The organism is Spongiibacter sp. C9W, assembly GCF_057370015.1.
The window spans coordinates 1,298,556-1,314,035 of sequence record NZ_CM170672.1; the positions used below are offsets into that span (position 1 = coordinate 1,298,556).

The 15,480-nt window shown below is 54.1% G+C and carries 16 protein-coding genes; 2 read left to right on the forward strand and 14 right to left on the reverse strand.

Features of this window, described 5'->3' with window-relative positions; all coding sequences use genetic code 11:
- Position 1 precedes the first annotated feature (1 nt).
- The 12 genes from ccoP to AC2Q8J_RS06315 all read right to left on the reverse strand — a co-directional run bounded on the left by ccoP (position 2) and on the right by AC2Q8J_RS06315 (position 10,525).
- Positions 2–892: a cytochrome-c oxidase, cbb3-type subunit III gene (gene ccoP, locus AC2Q8J_RS06260; RefSeq protein WP_486452412.1), complete on the reverse strand. Its 891-nt coding sequence runs from the start codon at positions 890–892 to the stop codon at positions 2–4.
- Positions 885–1,055 (reverse strand): cbb3-type cytochrome oxidase subunit 3, encoded by a 171-nt coding sequence (locus AC2Q8J_RS06265; protein WP_084498078.1) that lies wholly within the window; start codon positions 1,053–1,055, stop codon positions 885–887. Before AC2Q8J_RS06265 ends, ccoP begins: the two co-directional genes overlap by 8 nt.
- 9 nt (positions 1,056–1,064) lie before the next feature.
- The gene (ccoO, locus tag AC2Q8J_RS06270; protein WP_027874686.1) at positions 1,065–1,673 is read right to left on the reverse strand and encodes a cytochrome-c oxidase, cbb3-type subunit II; all 609 of its coding nucleotides are present in this window, start codon (positions 1,671–1,673) and stop codon (positions 1,065–1,067) included.
- Positions 1,670–3,103: a cytochrome-c oxidase, cbb3-type subunit I gene (ccoN, locus tag AC2Q8J_RS06275; RefSeq protein ID WP_286694509.1), complete on the reverse strand. Its 1,434-nt coding sequence runs from the start codon at positions 3,101–3,103 to the stop codon at positions 1,670–1,672. Before ccoN ends, ccoO begins: the two co-directional genes overlap by 4 nt.
- A gap of 188 nt (positions 3,104–3,291) precedes the next feature.
- A complete protein-coding gene (locus AC2Q8J_RS06280) occupies positions 3,292–3,900 on the reverse strand; it encodes a Yip1 family protein (RefSeq protein WP_486452413.1) in 609 nt (202 codons plus the stop codon).
- 108 nt (positions 3,901–4,008) lie between these two features.
- Positions 4,009–4,746, reverse strand: a complete 738-nt coding sequence (gene fnr / locus AC2Q8J_RS06285) for a fumarate/nitrate reduction transcriptional regulator Fnr (RefSeq protein WP_486452414.1) — start codon at positions 4,744–4,746, stop codon at positions 4,009–4,011.
- Positions 4,747–4,884: 138 nt separating this feature from the next.
- Complete coding sequence (hemN, locus tag AC2Q8J_RS06290; protein ID WP_486452415.1) at positions 4,885–6,276, reverse strand: oxygen-independent coproporphyrinogen III oxidase; 1,392 nt, start codon at positions 6,274–6,276, stop codon at positions 4,885–4,887.
- Positions 6,277–6,293: 17 nt separating this feature from the next.
- Positions 6,294–6,857: a hemerythrin domain-containing protein gene (locus AC2Q8J_RS06295; protein ID WP_486452416.1), complete on the reverse strand. Its 564-nt coding sequence runs from the start codon at positions 6,855–6,857 to the stop codon at positions 6,294–6,296.
- Between the two features lie 158 nt (positions 6,858–7,015).
- Entirely contained in the window at positions 7,016–7,786 is a 771-nt protein-coding gene (locus tag AC2Q8J_RS06300; protein ID WP_027874681.1) for an acetoacetate decarboxylase family protein, read from the reverse strand.
- Positions 7,787–7,836: 50 nt separating this feature from the next.
- Positions 7,837–8,811: a Rieske 2Fe-2S domain-containing protein gene (locus AC2Q8J_RS06305; RefSeq protein ID WP_204995277.1), complete on the reverse strand. Its 975-nt coding sequence runs from the start codon at positions 8,809–8,811 to the stop codon at positions 7,837–7,839.
- A gap of 164 nt (positions 8,812–8,975) precedes the next feature.
- The gene (locus AC2Q8J_RS06310; RefSeq protein WP_486452417.1) at positions 8,976–9,578 is read right to left on the reverse strand and encodes a TetR/AcrR family transcriptional regulator; all 603 of its coding nucleotides are present in this window, start codon (positions 9,576–9,578) and stop codon (positions 8,976–8,978) included.
- A 68-nt stretch (positions 9,579–9,646) separates the two neighbouring features.
- On the reverse strand, positions 9,647–10,525 hold the full coding sequence (locus AC2Q8J_RS06315) for an SDR family NAD(P)-dependent oxidoreductase (protein WP_486452418.1): 879 nt from the start codon (positions 10,523–10,525) through the stop codon (positions 9,647–9,649).
- 154 nt (positions 10,526–10,679) lie between these two features.
- Between AC2Q8J_RS06315 and AC2Q8J_RS06320 the strand changes: the two genes are divergently transcribed.
- On the forward strand, positions 10,680–11,927 hold the full coding sequence (locus AC2Q8J_RS06320; protein ID WP_486452419.1) for a cytochrome P450: 1,248 nt from the start codon (positions 10,680–10,682) through the stop codon (positions 11,925–11,927).
- A 95-nt stretch (positions 11,928–12,022) separates the two neighbouring features.
- Positions 12,023–13,447 (forward strand): Na+/H+ antiporter NhaC, encoded by a 1,425-nt coding sequence (gene nhaC, locus AC2Q8J_RS06325; protein ID WP_486452420.1) that lies wholly within the window; start codon positions 12,023–12,025, stop codon positions 13,445–13,447.
- On the opposite strand, the gene AC2Q8J_RS06330 is transcribed toward nhaC, so the two are convergent.
- Both AC2Q8J_RS06330 and AC2Q8J_RS06335 read right to left on the reverse strand, forming a co-directional pair.
- A complete protein-coding gene (locus AC2Q8J_RS06330) occupies positions 13,444–14,217 on the reverse strand; it encodes a 4'-phosphopantetheinyl transferase family protein (protein ID WP_486452421.1) in 774 nt (257 codons plus the stop codon). The genes nhaC and AC2Q8J_RS06330 overlap by 4 nt on opposite strands.
- Positions 14,162–15,475, reverse strand: coding sequence for a glycosyltransferase (locus AC2Q8J_RS06335; protein WP_486452422.1), 1,314 nt, complete (start codon positions 15,473–15,475; stop codon positions 14,162–14,164). The genes AC2Q8J_RS06330 and AC2Q8J_RS06335 overlap by 56 nt, the downstream gene beginning before the upstream one ends.
- Positions 15,476–15,480 lie beyond the last annotated feature (5 nt).

A 15,480-nucleotide genomic window follows, 5' to 3' on the forward strand; every position in this document is an offset into this window, starting at 1 on the left:
ATTATGGTTCCTCTTCTGCAAGCTGATAAACATAGGCACTGAGTAGGTGGATCTTCGCTGCGCTCAAATTGTCAGCATGCGCAGGCATTTTTCCTGACCGGCCATTGGCGATACTGTGGATAATCTTGCCGATGTCACCACCGTACAGCCAAATGTCGTCATTTAACCGGGGGGCACCCATAGCAATATTGCCCTCGCCCGATGCACCGTGACAGCCCGCACACAGCATGGTGAACTTCTCGCGCGATTCGGCATGCTCCGCCGAAGCACTCGCCTGAGCGTCGCGTAAGCTTTGCACGTAAGCCCCCATCGACTTGACTCCCTCGGCGCCGAGTACTGACTGCCAACCAGGCATCATGCCACTGCGACCATCGCGAATAGAGTGAGCAATTTGATCCGGACTACCTCCGTACAACCAGTCGTTGTCGGTCAAGTTCGGAAAGCCGTAGCTCCCTTTTGCATCATTGCCGTGGCAAATCGCACAGTTATTGGCGAACACCCGCTTGGCAATACGCATCGCTTTGGGGTCGGCAACCAAGGCCTCGGCATCTTTCTGCATAAACTCAGCGTAGAGCGCTTCGTTCTTTTGCTTTGCCGCATCCACATTACCCTGCCACTGCGAAACCGACGTCCAATTCAACAGGCCGGGGAATTTACCCATGCCAGGGTAGGCCAACAGGTAGCCCGCACCGAACACCATGCTGAGCACAAACATCTTGATCCACCAAGATGGCATAGGATTATCGTATTCCTCGATACCATCGTAAATGTGACCTGTTGTCGCACCGTCTTTAGGTTGGTTGGTCTTTCGATTAGACAGCAGAAGCCATGCCAAAAGCACATAGGAGACTGCCGTTAGGACAATGATCCAGCCACTCCAAAAATCACTCATCTCGGCTCTCCTGCTTGGCTTTACTTTCGTCTACAAATGGCAGCTGAGCTGCTTCGTCATACATCGATTTACGGCTTCTTCTATACACGTTGAAACACACACCCATGAACGCCAGGAACAGCAACAACGTTGATAAAGCACGTAGATTGTCTTGATCAAACATACATCCTCCTCAACGCTTGTACTTGATTAGTGTTCCCAGCTGCTGCAGGTAGGCAACCATGGCGTCGATCTCTTTCTTACCTTCCACTTGGGAGGCCGCTGTGGCGATGTCGTCGTCGGTGTAGGGCACACCCACTTTGCGCAGCGCTCGCATTTTCTTCCCTACTTCATCGCCATCGATCTCGTTCTTAAACAGCCAGGGATACGACGGCATAATGGATTCGGGCACGACATCGCGCGGGTTATACAAGTGAGCACGGTGCCACTCGTCGCTATAACGTCCACCCAGACGCGCCAAATCGGGCCCTGTTCGCTTGGAGCCCCACAGGAAGGGGTGTTCGTAAACCGATTCACCAGCAACAGAGTAGTGTCCATAGCGCTCTGTTTCAGAGCGCATAGGGCGAACCATTTGCGAATGACATACGTGGCAGCCTTCACGGATATAGATATCTCGGCCAGTTAGCTGCATCGCGTTTAATGGTTTCAAGCCAGCAATCGGCTCTGTCGTTTGCTTTTGGAAGAAAAGCGGCACGATCTCCACCAAGGCTCCAAAACTAATGGCGACAATGATAAAAATAATCATCAAGCCGATATTTTTCTCGACGACGTCGTGATTCATGCTTCAGCCCCCGCAGTATTTGCCACCAGTTCCTTAGTTTCTTTGCTGGAAATGGTTTTCCAAACGTTCCAAGCCATCAACAACATGCCGACCAGGAACAGGAACCCACCAAACAGTCGCACTACGTAGCCTGGGTGGCTGGCGATAACCGATTCAGCAAAGCTGTAGGTCAGGCTGCCATCGGCGTTGTAGGCGCGCCACATCAGGCCCTGAACAATGCCGTTTACCCACATGGATGCGATGTAAAGCACGGTACCGATGGTGGATAGCCAAAAGTGTGTATTGATCATATTGACGCTGTACATTTGCTTGCGATCAAAGAGCACGGGAATCAAGTGATAAACCATGCCGATGGAGATCATCGCCACCCAGCCCAATGCGCCCGAATGAACATGACCAATCGTCCAGTCAGTGTAATGAGAAAGAGAGTTAACGGTTTTGATCGACATCATCGGACCTTCAAACGTCGACATACCGTAGAAAGAAAGCGACACAATCAGGAAGCGCAGAATGGGGTCAGTGCGCAGTTTGTGCCAGGCACCACTGAGGGTCATCATACCGTTGATCATACCGCCCCATGAGGGTGCCAGTAGGATCAGCGACATCACCATACCCAGGCTCTGTGCCCAGTCAGGCAGCGCGGTATAGTGAAGGTGATGAGGGCCAGCCCAGATGTATACAGAGACCAACGCCCAGAAGTGAACGATCGATAGCCGATATGAGTAGACCGGACGCCCAGCCTGCTTAGGAACGAAGTAGTACATCATTCCCAGGAAGCCTGCCGTCAGGAAGAAGCCCACAGCGTTGTGCCCGTACCACCACTGGATCATGGCGTCGACAGCACCGGAGTAGGCCGAATAAGACTTGGACATGCTCACTGGAATCGCGGCGCTATTGACGATGTGAAGCACCGCAATGGTCACGATAAACGCGCCGTAGAACCAGTTCGCCACATAAATATGCGACATCTTCCGACGCATGATCGTGCCGAAAAAGAGTACCGCATAGGCCACCCAAACTACGGCGATAAGCACATCTATTGGCCATTCAAGCTCGGCATACTCCTTAGCGGAGGTAAGCCCCATGGGAAGCGTAATCGCTGCTAGCAAGATGACCAGCTGCCACCCCCAGAAGACGAATGCCGCGAGGCGGTCCGACAGTAGCGCCGTTTGACAGGTGCGCTGCACCACAAACAGCGAAGACCCCATCAGCGCACAGCCACCAAACGCAAATATAACCGCGTTAGTATGCAGGGGTCGCAATCGCCCAAAACTGAGCCAGGGCGTGTCGAAGTTGAGTTGCGGCCAAACCAATTGCGCTGCGATGAGAACGCCGACGGTCATTCCGACGATGCCCCATATCACAGTCATAATGGTGAATTGCCGCACCACTTTGTAGTTGTAAGTTGGATGTTCTTGCGAAGATGTCATGACAGTTCACGAACCTCAGGTGGACTATGCGCGAACCGGCAACAAGCGCCGTTCGGGCAGACATGATGGAGGTGGGTATTGTCCCAGCAGGTGGGGGCCGCAATGCTGACCCAGATCAACAGAAAGCTAAACAGGCCTGCGACACTATGCCGCAGAAAATTTACCTTCCTACCGACTAATTTATGCCGCTAATCAGTGAACACCGGTGTCATTCCCATATCCCAGAGAATAACCACCGCGCCCATTAGCGCCATAAATATCACCATACAGATTGCGACTACCGCCGAGGCGTACAAAAAGCCGCGCTCTTCAGGAATTCCCATCGCCAGCGGAATACCTAAATACAGCAGGTATACAGACCAACCCAAGGCCAGAATACCCAGGGTCAGATCAAACCAGAAAAGAGGAAAGAAACCGCAAAGCCCCGCAATGAACAGCGGAGTTGCCGTGTATCCAGATAAGACAATGCCCTTGAGCACCGATGATGACGCACCATAGGTCTCGGACATCCAGTGAACGAAATAACCGATCACCGCCAACGAGCCCAACATCGCAAAATAGAAGGCAATAACAATCTGCAGGGCACTCGCCTGCGTCAGGCGTACCACCTCACCATCGCCCACCGTCCAACCCACTTGGCTGGCGCCGTAATACCACGCAACGCATGGCCCAATGGCAAGAATGATGGGGTATAACAGCTTGGCAGCCAAACCCTCATCGCCAGCATCGGCAACCATGCCCCACTGCTTACGGGGACTGAACAAAAAACCTAGGGGATTGCTAATTATTGCGCTCACGGCCTACTCACTCTTTCCGGGGAGATTTATCGAAAGTTTACCGCCCAATGGGCGGCACCGGTTGATCTGAGTCAAGCCTGTGCCACTACAGCACAATGACAGCCACAATTACGGCTGAAGGTTTGCGGCTGCCTTAAGGCCTTCGACATCGAGATCGCTAATTTCCTTATTGTCGATTCGAATTAAGTCTTGTTTTGCAAAACGGCTGAGAACGCGGCTTACGGTCTCGACGGTGAGCCCCAGAAAGCTGGCGATGTCCGCACGCGACATCGGCAATCTAAAAGCGGATGCCGACAATTTACGGCGCGCCTGGCGAGCGGAGATGCTCACTAACAGCGATGCGACACGCTCGTCAGCCGTATTTTTGCTGAGCAAGGTAATGTGTCGCTGATCATCAACGATCTCGCTACTCAACAGCTTGAAAAAGTGTCGTTGAAGATTGGGCAACTGGCCGCTGAGGTCTTCGATCTGCGAAAAAGGAATTTCACAAATCGCCGACACCTCTAATGAAACAGCGGAACTCGCGTAGCGGTTTTGACCAATACCATCCAAGCCAACAACTTCACCCGGAAAATAAAAACCGGTGACCTGCTCCTCTCCAGCATCGGTAATGCTATATGTTTTTACAGCACCAGAGCGCACGGCAAATACAGACGTAAACGCATCGCCTTCACGGAATATATGACGGCTCTTTGGCAGGGGGCGACCGCGCTGCACAATATTGTCCAGCTTAACAATTTCATCGCTTTCCAGAGCCAGTGGCAAGCAGATACCACTTAATCGACAATTGTTACAGCTGATAGCAGGATTGTGGGGGCAGGCTTTGGAGGCTTCCGCGCGTCGCATGTGGTCTCCTTACACATGTCGGGGAGTAATTACTGCCGCCATTGAACGCCTTATCTCCGAGTGGGTCAAGTCTACTTTCGGCGTAGTCGCGATAAAGTTACTACACAATAAAATAGCGCGCCAAAAGCCTGTAAACCGCTACAAGGTTTTGGAATACGCTCCGCGATGCAGAGACAAACTTTCATCAAATAGCATGCAAACATTTCGCAAAACCGCCCGCCCAGCTTCCGTTATTTTTATCCCCTCACCACTGAGTAACAACACGCCCGAATTGTGAAATTCCTCTAGCGATGGCAGGACGTCAGCAAATTTTTCTCTGAAGCTGACCTGATAACGACCGTGCAATTCCTTAAAGTCCAGCTTTAAGTTACAGGCCAACTGCATAATAACGTAGCGACGAAGCATATCTTCTGCTGAAAGCTCTAACCCACGAGCCACTGGCAATCGCCCAGCCTCAATCTCGGCGTAGTACGCTTCGAGATCCTTCTCATTCTGTGCATAGCAGCGCCCCAATGAACTTATGGCCGACAACCCCATCCCCAGTACATCGGGAGAATGGCAGGTCGAATAGCCCTGAAAATTTCGTTGCAGACGGCCCTGCTGCTGATAGATGGCCAGCTCGTCATTGGGCTTAACAAAATGATCCATACCAATATGCAAATACCCCGCAGCTTGCAGTCGCTGGCTCGCCAGAGCAAAAATTTTCAGCTTCTCTTCGCTATCTGGCATTGGGTATCTATCCATCGACTTTTGCCATTTAAAACGCTGTGGCATGTGGGCGTAATGGTAGATGGCAATTCTATCTGGCGACATGGCAATTAATGCGTCCAGCGTCGCTTTAAAACTTTGCTCGGTCTGTAGTGGCAGGCCGTATATTAAATCTGCACTCACCGATCTAAATTTAAAACGCCGCGCCAATGACACCAGCTCGGCGATCATATCTTCACTCTGTACGCGATTAATGGCCTGCTGCACATCGGGGTTCGTATCTTGCACACCAAAGCTTACACGGTTAAAACCCAGGCCTTTAAGCAAGGCCAAATAATCCTCATCGACGCAACGCGGATCCAACTCGATGGAAAACTCCCGGTCGTCACTGTCATCGAGATTGAAGTGACTGGCAAGTTGATGCACGAGCTCGGTCATTTCCGCTTTGTCCAGGTAGTTTGGTGTTCCACCCCCCAGGTGAAGCTGACTTACACGGCGGGACACACCCACATGCCGCGACAGGAGCTGTAGCTCTCTGTTTAAGTGGTCCAGATAACGACGACTTGCTCGCGGGTCTTTGGTAATAATTTTATTGCATGCACAGTAGTAGCAGAGGCTTCGACAAAACGGAATGTGCACATATAAGGACAGCGGCGATGGGCTATTTCTTGCATCGTCAAGAAAGCGCACATAATCGCGATCGGTAAACGCTTCGCTAAAGTTCAGTGCCGTAGGGTACGACGTGTAGCGCGGCCCCTGTACTGCATAGCGGCGCACCATATCAGTGGCGTTATCAAATTCTCTTGCGATCGCAGTCGGCATGTATATTCCCTTCAATACTACTGTTTGAATGCACCAGAGTAAGACGCGTGCTCAGGCTTAAATGTCGATAGATAATTATCTCGCTCGTGCTGACCAACCGGCCCGATGACGGCATCTATCTCGCGCTCAATCGCCTGCCAATCAGCGTCGCCAAATAACTCTCCGGCCATCTGAAAGATGCCTCGCTCTTCATGAATGTGCGATATCTGACGACTGTGATAATGCTTACTTAAGCGAATAATTGCCGGCCGCACGGGCTTTTCACTCAGCCGTAATTCAGAAAATATCAACGACAGCTGATCACTCAGGGCCTCCAGCATGCCGTGGTCTCGCAACACATTTTCCACGGCGTAGTGATTCACTCCGGGCTTGGTGAGTAGCTGCCTAAAAATGATATCTTCAACAGGGTGGTGCCATACTTCGGGGTAGATCTGGATGTAATCCAGGCAACGCATCATTGCGTCGACATCAGCCGGCGCATCATGTAAGCCAAAGTAGCTCTCAATCTGATGATTGAGGTCATACAGCATTCGCTGCATGCGCTGATGATCCGTTTCCAACTGTAAAAAAATGGGATGCATGGCCCGCTCCATATTATTCTAGCCAAGGCATCATAATATGCGGCAACACCATTCCCATTGACCTGAATCAACAGCAATGAGGGAGATCAGCTTATCGGCGCGACAAGCTCACAGAAAAGCGGAAAAAAGCCGGGCGGTGATACCCGGCGAGGGTGATTCTAGGACTGTTTGGGGCCACCATTTTCACCGGGCCAGCGAGAGCCACCGATGGTGTCGGCAAAGGGCATAAAGCCCTCGGGGTCCAGCGGGCCTTCGAGCGTGATGCGGCGGTCGAGGAAAATCGGCGTCCACAGCCATGCCTCTGCTTCCGTGCGCATAGGCAGTTTGCTGGCCAGAGGGTCCCAAGGGCTGTCATTTAGCGTGACCTGGCCCTGCAATTTCTCGATATGCGCCGTGCCGTATTTTGCGTAAACACGCACAACGTGAGGTGGGAAGTCCCAGCTGGGGTTTTCCATATCCACACCGCGCAGGTGCTTTATCCACCACTCATTCGTTTCGTGCTCCGGGGGAATCTCTCCCTCACCGGTCACCTGCCCCTTAAACTCCAGAAAGGTATATCCGCGGTGGCTCACCTTTGCTGATACATAGTCCATCAAGCGGAAGTACTGGGTCTCCCCATAATACTTCGGCTGCCCCCAGCGTTCGTGACTACCGTAAATTGCCGCCTCCTGATCGATGGCAATACCCAGGGTGTACTCGCCTTCAATGCCATTGTAGTTAGCGTCAACATTCACCACGCAACCATACTCGGGCTCATTTAATACCGGGAAGTTATAAATGGTAATGGTCACGCCCGGTTCTTTACCTGGCTCAATACCGGGCGGTAAAAGTTTCGCTATCGCCTCAGCGTCCGTTTTATAGCGAATTTTTAGCATCGGCCAGTTGAGAATATCGCCGGGCTTACCCATAGGGGCGTTGGAGTCAGTCATGGTAGTTATTCCTCGTTATTATGGTTTTGGGACGGGTTGAGCACCGCGATCTACGCCGCGTAAAATTGCTCAAACCACTTACGGTATTTTGCGATCGGGCCGTCGCCATCACACAGCGTGGGGTGCTCCAGATACACTTTGTTTTCCCAGATAGGGATATCCTGACCGACTTGGCGAACTATTTCGTCGCGGAAGGCATTGGCGTATAGGGTGTGCTCACCACTCTGCTGTTTAGGCATAGAGAAGTTAAAGCGCATGTGAATGTTCTGGTCGTCGATAGGTGTGATGGTGCCCATCATGACAATATCGAACATGCGAGAGAATTTTTGGTAGGTTTGTCCCGGGCCAAATGAATAGGTTTCCAGACGCCCCTGGTCATAGTTCTCGCCACTCAGGTCTACATTACCCTCTTCATCGATGGCGTGCTGTAGGCTGTCCATCAGCGTGCTGCGTTTGTAACCGTCGATGGTGACGTGACCATCCGGCATTTCCGGAGACTCATGAACGGTCACAAAATGCGCGATGTCCACGGCATTTTCACCAGTCTCCTGAATGATCGAGTTAATCTGCCAGTCGAAGACATCCATCTCCGTCCACTCATCGGAGTGCAGCTCGGCGTGTCGCTCAACTTCCCACAGCGGCGCCACCCCTTGGGGGTGATACCAGGCCCAAATCATTTGATTCAGCTCCACCACAGGGTAGTTGCCAATTGCCTGCTTGCCATCGACTTTAGGCGGCATATTTTTCGCGTAGGGCACCTTGGTACAAAAGCCCTCGCCGTTAAATTCCCAGGCGTGGAAGGGACAGGCGATGCTCTCCCCCTTTACCTGACCACCGTGCCCTAGGTGGGCACCCAAGTGCGGGCAGTGGGCGTCTAGCAATACTGCCTCACCCGATTCCGTGCGAAACAGCACCAGGTCCCGGCCGAAATACTTCAGCGGCTTCACATCCTTAGGGGCGAGCTCTTTGCTGTACTCAATGGCAAACCAGCCGCATGGGATGGGCTTCTTATATCTATTATTCATTCTCCCTCCTGACCCTTCTCTCAAAAAGGTAACTGTGATGTAAAAAAAGTATACGGTTTCCCTATTTCGGTCAAGCGAGAGCAGCGGAGAAATGATTACTGATTGGTAAGGCGGGAAAAGAAAAGTGCTGACATCGGTCTACCGATGCCAGCACAGCGGCGCTTTCAGGCAAGCATGCTGCTTTTTATAAAGGCGAGTAATTGACGATAACGGGTTTCTGAATCGTAACTTTCATCGTGCACCCAGTTCAGTGTGATGGCATTGAACATGCCCACGGTCATTTCCGCACAGAAAACCGGACTCAGCTCCGGCTTTAAGGCCTGGCGATTGTGCTCATACAAACGCAGGAAGCTGCTGTTAATAAAGGCCAACTGCCCCGCGCCCTGGCTAATATTCGCCGACATTGCGCCGACTGAATAGGCGATCAGCTCGCGCTCGATACCGCCCGCCAACTGCTCGCGATTGATAAACACCTCAATGATGTGACCAAGCTGTTGCTCAAAAGGTTTACCGCTGGCCAGCACGTCATCAATAAGCTGATCGGTGCGTTGCAGCAACTCCTCCTGACACAGCTCCACCATTAAGTCGTGTTTGGTCGCGTAGTAGTTGTAGAAGGTCTTCTTGGCGATATCCACGCAATCACAGATCGCATCGATGGTCAGACCGTCTACTCCGTGGCGGCCGATCAAGCGCAATGTCTCTTTACGAATGGACTCGCGCACGGCCTTTTTTTTGCGCTCTCGCCGACCAAGCTGACTCGCTGGCACCGATGATTCTCCCATCTCTGTCAAAGCGTCGAATGGTAGCGTAAGCCGGTCCGTCACGCGAATGCCTCCTACAGTACGTTTGGCGGCGTTGGCGTTACGCCATTGAGAATGCCCTGGGTGCGCTCAATAAAGGCGGCCCGGGACTTCTCCGACATTGGGGTAATCCAAAACTTGTCTTCGCGCAGCCCGTTGAGCGCAAACGCAGCAACTTCATCCGGCTCGGTGGTTTTCAACTCCATATCGTATTGCGCCATGATCGCCTTCATATCATCGACCGAGTGGATACCTGAATCGGGCTTATTCGGGTCGACGGGCAAATCCTCAGGACGATTGCGCTCAGAGTTAAAGATGCCGGTATTCACCACATGTGGGCCGGGAAACAGGGCATTGACCTTCACCGGCGATTGCTGGGCCTGCAACTGAAAATGCAGGTTTTCCGTAATCGCCTGCGCCGCTGCCTTGGTCGCGGTGTAGATCGGCGTATCCGGTAACATTAAGAACGCGCCATTCCCCGAGCCAGTCACCACAAAGTGCGCCTCTTCGCCCTGCTCCACCAAGCGGGGGACAAAGGCGTTAATGGTGTTAATCAAGCCCCAGGTATTTACCCGGAAGCCCCACTCCCAATCATTGGCGCTGTACTCCCACATGTTGCCGCCTTCGCCCGTCCCGACACCGGCGTTGGCAAAAACGAGGTGCACCCCGGAAAAGTGGGTAAACGCCGCCTCGGCAAGAGCAGCCATCGACTCTGGCTGCGTAACATCAGCGCGTTGCGCCAAACACTGGGCTCCGCGCTCCTCTAATTCCGCTTTGCAGCGCTGCAAGGCATTTTCTTCGATGTCGGCAATCACCAGCTTGGCTCCCTCATCGGCCAGCGCGAGCGCCAATGCGCGCCCCACACCACTGGCCCCGCCGGTAATTACCGCTACCTTGTCTGTAAAGTTTTGCATTACCACTCCTTATTGTTATCGCCGCGACGCGCGGTAAATTAAAAATAATGTCACTTGAGAATAAAAATACACGGTAGTATATTTTTTCGCAAACACCGATATTTTTGCGAGCCGTTGCGGCGGTGCAAAACAATAAAGATAAGGAGTGTACGCAATGCAAACCACCGAACAGCGTGAGCTGCCCCCGATCGAATCTGTCTTCAATCCCAATTCCATGGAATATGCCTTGGACCCCGGCCCCCAGTGCAAGGCACTTTCCGAGCGCGGTCGCTTGGTGTGGTATGCCCCCTGGATGTGCTGGATTATGACCCGCATGCCCGACATTATGGATTGCTGGAAGAATGAGTACCTGAGCTCAGACTTTTACGACTGGGAGTTTGCGCCGCCACGGCCACTGGAAGAAAACTGGAATAACTTCGAGCGCGCCCTGGTGGGCCACAGCCTGCTGGCTGACCCGGACCACCACCGCCTTATTCGCAAAATCACTTCCCCGGCGTTTTCTCGCAATGTTGTTGATAACATCAACCGACGCATCGAGCCCGATATCGTCCGCCTTTTCGAGGGCTTAAAAGACGCCGATGAATTCGACTACATTGAAGATGTCGCGCGGCACATCCCCTTTATCTCCATCACTCGCATGGTGGGTATTCCAGAAAAATACTGGCCCCAGATCAAGCAAACGGTGCTGACCTTTACCGAAACCTGGAACCCGACTATCTCCGACGAGCGCCGGGAAAAAGCCCAGCAAGACAGCAACCTGGCCATCGATATCTTGCTGGAAGTGATCGCCGAGCGCCGCCTGTCACCCGTAGGCGAAGAGGACTTCCTCAGCGCGCTGCTGCAAGTGGAAGCGGAAAACGAAGACTTCGACGAGTGGGATATCGTTACCCTGATCCTGGCACTGATCGGCGCCGGCGCCGACACTACGTTGATGGCACAGCAGTGGTCGGCCTATGCCTTTTTGAAGAACCCAGATCAGATCCCCCTGGCATTGGAGTCTACCGCCACCTTCTCTAACGCCTTTAGCGAAATTATGCGCTGGGCAGGCAACTCGAAAATGGGCTTTGCCCGCTACGTTCCGGAAGACCGTGAACTGCTTGGACAACAGGTGAAGAAAGGGCAAATGGTGTTAATGATGCCCCACCTAAAAGATCACGACCCCGATTTTTTCGACGACCCCTATCGCCTGGATGTACGCCGCGAGTTCAATCCAGACGTACTCTTTGGTTATGGCCCTCGCTATTGCATCGGTGCCGCGCTTGCAAAACATCAGTTGTACTTGAGTATGCGCGAGTTTTTCCGCCAGTTCCCCAACGCTACATTAGCAGAGGAGCCCGAGCGCGACCTGGAGGACCACAACTCCATTAGCTTTAAATCCCTGCGGGTAAAAACCAACCGCTAAGCCTCTGCGGTGGTGCCAAAGTGGCGCCACCGCAACGCGCCCGCTATTCTGGCCACTACAAACAAAAAAACAGCAATGTGTGGTAGCCAACGCCAATGACCCCAGCCCGCTCTCATCATGTCGGCATAGCCCTCCTCCCGCTATGCTTGGTTCTCGGCCTGCTTGGTCTCAATGTCTATCTCTATGGCGATGCCGGTATAGAAGGCCCCAACCAGCTGGCACTGCTGCTGGGGGGCGGCGTCGCGGCCGTTATCGGCCTGCAACGCGGCCGCTCCTGGCAAACCCTGCAAGATGGCATGTTGAAAGTGATCGGCGTTGCGATCATCCCCATCTTAATGCTGTTTATGATTGGCGCGCTGTCCAGCACCTGGACGGTCGCCGGTATTGTACCGACGCTTATCTACTATGGATTGCAGCTGGCCGACCCCAGTTGGTTTTATGCTGCCGCGGCAATTGTCTGCGCCATTGTGTCAACGGCCATTGGCAGTTCCTGGACCACGGCGGCCACCATCGGCATTGCCATGATGGCAACCGGGGTGGGACTCGGCATGAGTGAAGCCATCACCGCTGGCGCCGTCATCTCTGGCGCCTACTTTGGCGACAAGCTCTCTCCCCTTTCCGATACCACCAACCTGGCCGCAGGTGTGTGCAATGTCGAGTTGTTCAGTCATGTGCGCTACCTCGCCCTCACCACACTGCCCTCGTTTGCCATTGCCCTGCTTATTTTTGTTGGGCTGGGTATACACCACAGTAGTGGAAGGGAGGTCGCCGAGACGCAAGCGATTATGAATGCCTTGAGCACCAGCATGACCCTGTCGGGCTGGCTATTGCTTGCGCCGCTGCTCGTCGTTGTCATGATCGTAAAACGCGTTCCGGCGCTGCCCGTGATGTTTATCGCAACGCTGATCGGCACGGTGATCTCCGCCTATGTGCAGCCGGAATTGGTCTATCAAATTGGTGGCGAGCGCTCGGCAAGCGGGCTGTACAAGGGGCTGGTGCAAACCATTGTAGGAAGTAGCGAGATCATCACCGGTCACAGCTTTAGCGATACCTTGCTGGCCAGCAGCGGCATGGCAGGCATGCTCAATACAATATGGCTTATTTTAAGCGCTGTGGTTTTCGGTGGCATGATGGAAGCCTCGGGCTTACTCGGCGACATTACAAGCGGACTAAAAAGACTGGCGCGCAGCCGGACGTCGCTCGTGGCAACCACGGCTGGCAGCTGTGGGGTGCTCAATCTCACGGCGGCCGAGCAGTATCTGACCATTCTTATTGGCGGGCGAATGTACGGCGACATGTACGCCCAGCAGGGGCTGAGTCAGCGCAACCTCAGCCGCACGCTGGAAGACGCCGGAACCGCCACCTCAGTACTGGTTCCCTGGAACACCTGCGGCGCATTTCATGCCACCGCCCTCGGCGTTGCAACGCTCAGCTACCTGCCCTTCTGCTTTTTTAATTTGATCAGCCCCTTTATGTCGATGCTGTATATGCGCTTCAACATTGCCATAGAAGAGGCTTAGTCGCAGCGCGTGTAACTTAGGCAGCGCTCTCCCAGCCACTGCCAATACACCGTAAATATACAGCCCCTTGGCAAGGCCAAGCCCAGCGCGGAGCGCGGCTTGAACTGGAGCGTGCGCCGCTCCGGATCGACTGCGATAACACGCACTTCGGAAAAGTCGATGTAGCGCTGCAAGCGAGGGAACAGCGCTTTGTACAAGCTCTCTTTGGCAGAAAACAGCAGCGTTAACGCGCGATCGCGAGGCAACATAGAGAGCCGCTGCCATTCCTTGTCATCACCCACCAAGCGCCACAATTCGTCAATAGCATCGCTGGCGACTAATGGCTCAATATCGATCCCCAAATGCCCTCCACGTCCGACCACGCACAGCGCGCTGTCGTCGCAGTGGCTGATGGAGCCGGTAATCCCCTGCGGCCATATGACCTCGCCGGTATCTCGCCTTGCCGGGCTGTGATTCTCTACGTTTTCTATACCCAGCGCATAACAAGCAGCATAACGACCGGCAAGGAATTGCGCCTGGCGCGCGGCGGACACCCGCGCCAAAGAGGCTGGCAAAGCAATTCCCCAAGAGGTCAACAGGTCCGGGGTATAACGGCTTTGTTTAAAACGACAATGCACCGCGTTAACTGCCAATTCGGGCATTGGCAGCAGCGAAACCTGCTCGATAAATCCACTTGCGGGCAGGGGTGATGACAAGCTCAGTGTGTCCGCGCCACTATTGCGCAAGGCTGGGTTCGGCAAGGTCGCGATCAACAGCGGGGCTTGGCTCACTGACGGGGGTCAGGTAGCCCCATTTGGACAACTGAGCGATGGCCGCCGCCACGCCATCCTCGGCGCGAATTTGCGCGCCCACCGTGGCTGCGCGCTGACGCAGCGCCGCGTCGGTTGCCGACTCAATGGCCTGCTCAACATCCGCGACATTCAAGCTCTTGCGATCCAGTGAACAGGTGGCTACCCCAAGTTGCTGCAAGCGCCACGACCAAAATGGCTGGTCGCCAAAAAACGGCATAATTATCGACGGAATCCCCGCCCTTGCCGCTGCCGCCGTCGTACCCGCCCCGCCGTGGTGAATGGCCGCCGCCACTCGCGGAAACAGCCAGTCGTGCGGCGCCGATGTCAGGCAGTACACATTGTCGTCGTCGACATATGCCAAGCCTCCCCAACCGGTGGCAAAAATGGCGCGGCGGCCACTATTTCGCAACGCCTGTAAAAACACCTCACTGAGCGCCGCACTGTCATCACCGAGCATACTGCCAAAGCCGACATAAATGGGTTTGTCCCCGGCGGCTAAAAAGGCTTCCAGTGATTCCGGCGCCTGCCACGTCTGAGCTTCGTCGAGAAACCAGCTACCCGCTACCCGCACCGACTCTGGCCAATAACGCGATGGCGGAATAATGCTCGGGCTAAACCCATACAACACATGGTGAGTCCGACGCCGCCGGTAAAACGGCCCATACCAGGGTAGTGGCGCCAAGTTGAGTTTTTGACGAACCTGACGGTAGGCCGGGCTGAGCATCTGCCAGGTCAGCACGCGACAGGCGTGATACAAGCCTTGGTTTACCATACCGGGGCGCGGGCGGCGCGGCGGTGGCAACATCATCGGCGGAATATCAGGACACGGTGTCACCGGTTGCAAGTGGGTCTCGACCACCGGAATGTCATAGCGCTCGCCAATGGCGGTGGCCAGCGAGGCCACCATGCCACAGCCCAACAATAAGTCAGCCCCGTTCGCCGCCTGCGTGGCCTGTGTGACCCAGTCTGCAGACATTGCCAACAATTCCCGCCGCGCGGTGCGCAGAAGCGCAACGGGGTTCAGGCCGCGCTGAAGTACTTCCGGGTCCTTGGCCATCAACTCCAAAAAGTCTGCGGTCAGCGGCGCGTAATCGAGGCCATGACGACGCACCAACTGTTCACAGCTGTCGCCTGTGACAATGGATACTTGATGCCCCTGCGCCTGCAAACCCAAGCCTAGCGCGACAAAAGGGCGGACATCTCCCTGGGTGCCGATGGAGAAGATCGCGATTTTCATGCTTA

Coding starts and splice junctions, on each gene's coding strand:
- AC2Q8J_RS06265 (WP_084498078.1), bottom strand. CDS start 1,055: ATGTTTGATCAAGACAATCTACGTGCTTTATCAACGTTGTTGCTGTTC.
- AC2Q8J_RS06295 (WP_486452416.1), bottom strand. CDS start 6,857: ATGCATCCCATTTTTTTACAGTTGGAAACGGATCATCAGCGCATGCAG.
- ccoP (WP_486452412.1), bottom strand. CDS start 892: ATGAGTGATTTTTGGAGTGGCTGGATCATTGTCCTAACGGCAGTCTCC.
- ccoN (WP_286694509.1), bottom strand. CDS start 3,103: ATGACATCTTCGCAAGAACATCCAACTTACAACTACAAAGTGGTGCGG.
- fnr (WP_486452414.1), bottom strand. CDS start 4,746: ATGCGACGCGCGGAAGCCTCCAAAGCCTGCCCCCACAATCCTGCTATC.
- AC2Q8J_RS06315 (WP_486452418.1), bottom strand. CDS start 10,525: ATGCAAAACTTTACAGACAAGGTAGCGGTAATTACCGGCGGGGCCAGT.
- nhaC (WP_486452420.1), top strand. CDS start 12,023: ATGACCCCAGCCCGCTCTCATCATGTCGGCATAGCCCTCCTCCCGCTA.
- hemN (WP_486452415.1), bottom strand. CDS start 6,276: ATGCCGACTGCGATCGCAAGAGAATTTGATAACGCCACTGATATGGTG.
- AC2Q8J_RS06305 (WP_204995277.1), bottom strand. CDS start 8,811: ATGAATAATAGATATAAGAAGCCCATCCCATGCGGCTGGTTTGCCATT.
- AC2Q8J_RS06320 (WP_486452419.1), top strand. CDS start 10,680: ATGCAAACCACCGAACAGCGTGAGCTGCCCCCGATCGAATCTGTCTTC.
- AC2Q8J_RS06300 (WP_027874681.1), bottom strand. CDS start 7,786: ATGACTGACTCCAACGCCCCTATGGGTAAGCCCGGCGATATTCTCAAC.
- ccoO (WP_027874686.1), bottom strand. CDS start 1,673: ATGAATCACGACGTCGTCGAGAAAAATATCGGCTTGATGATTATTTTT.
- AC2Q8J_RS06335 (WP_486452422.1), bottom strand. CDS start 15,475: ATGAAAATCGCGATCTTCTCCATCGGCACCCAGGGAGATGTCCGCCCT.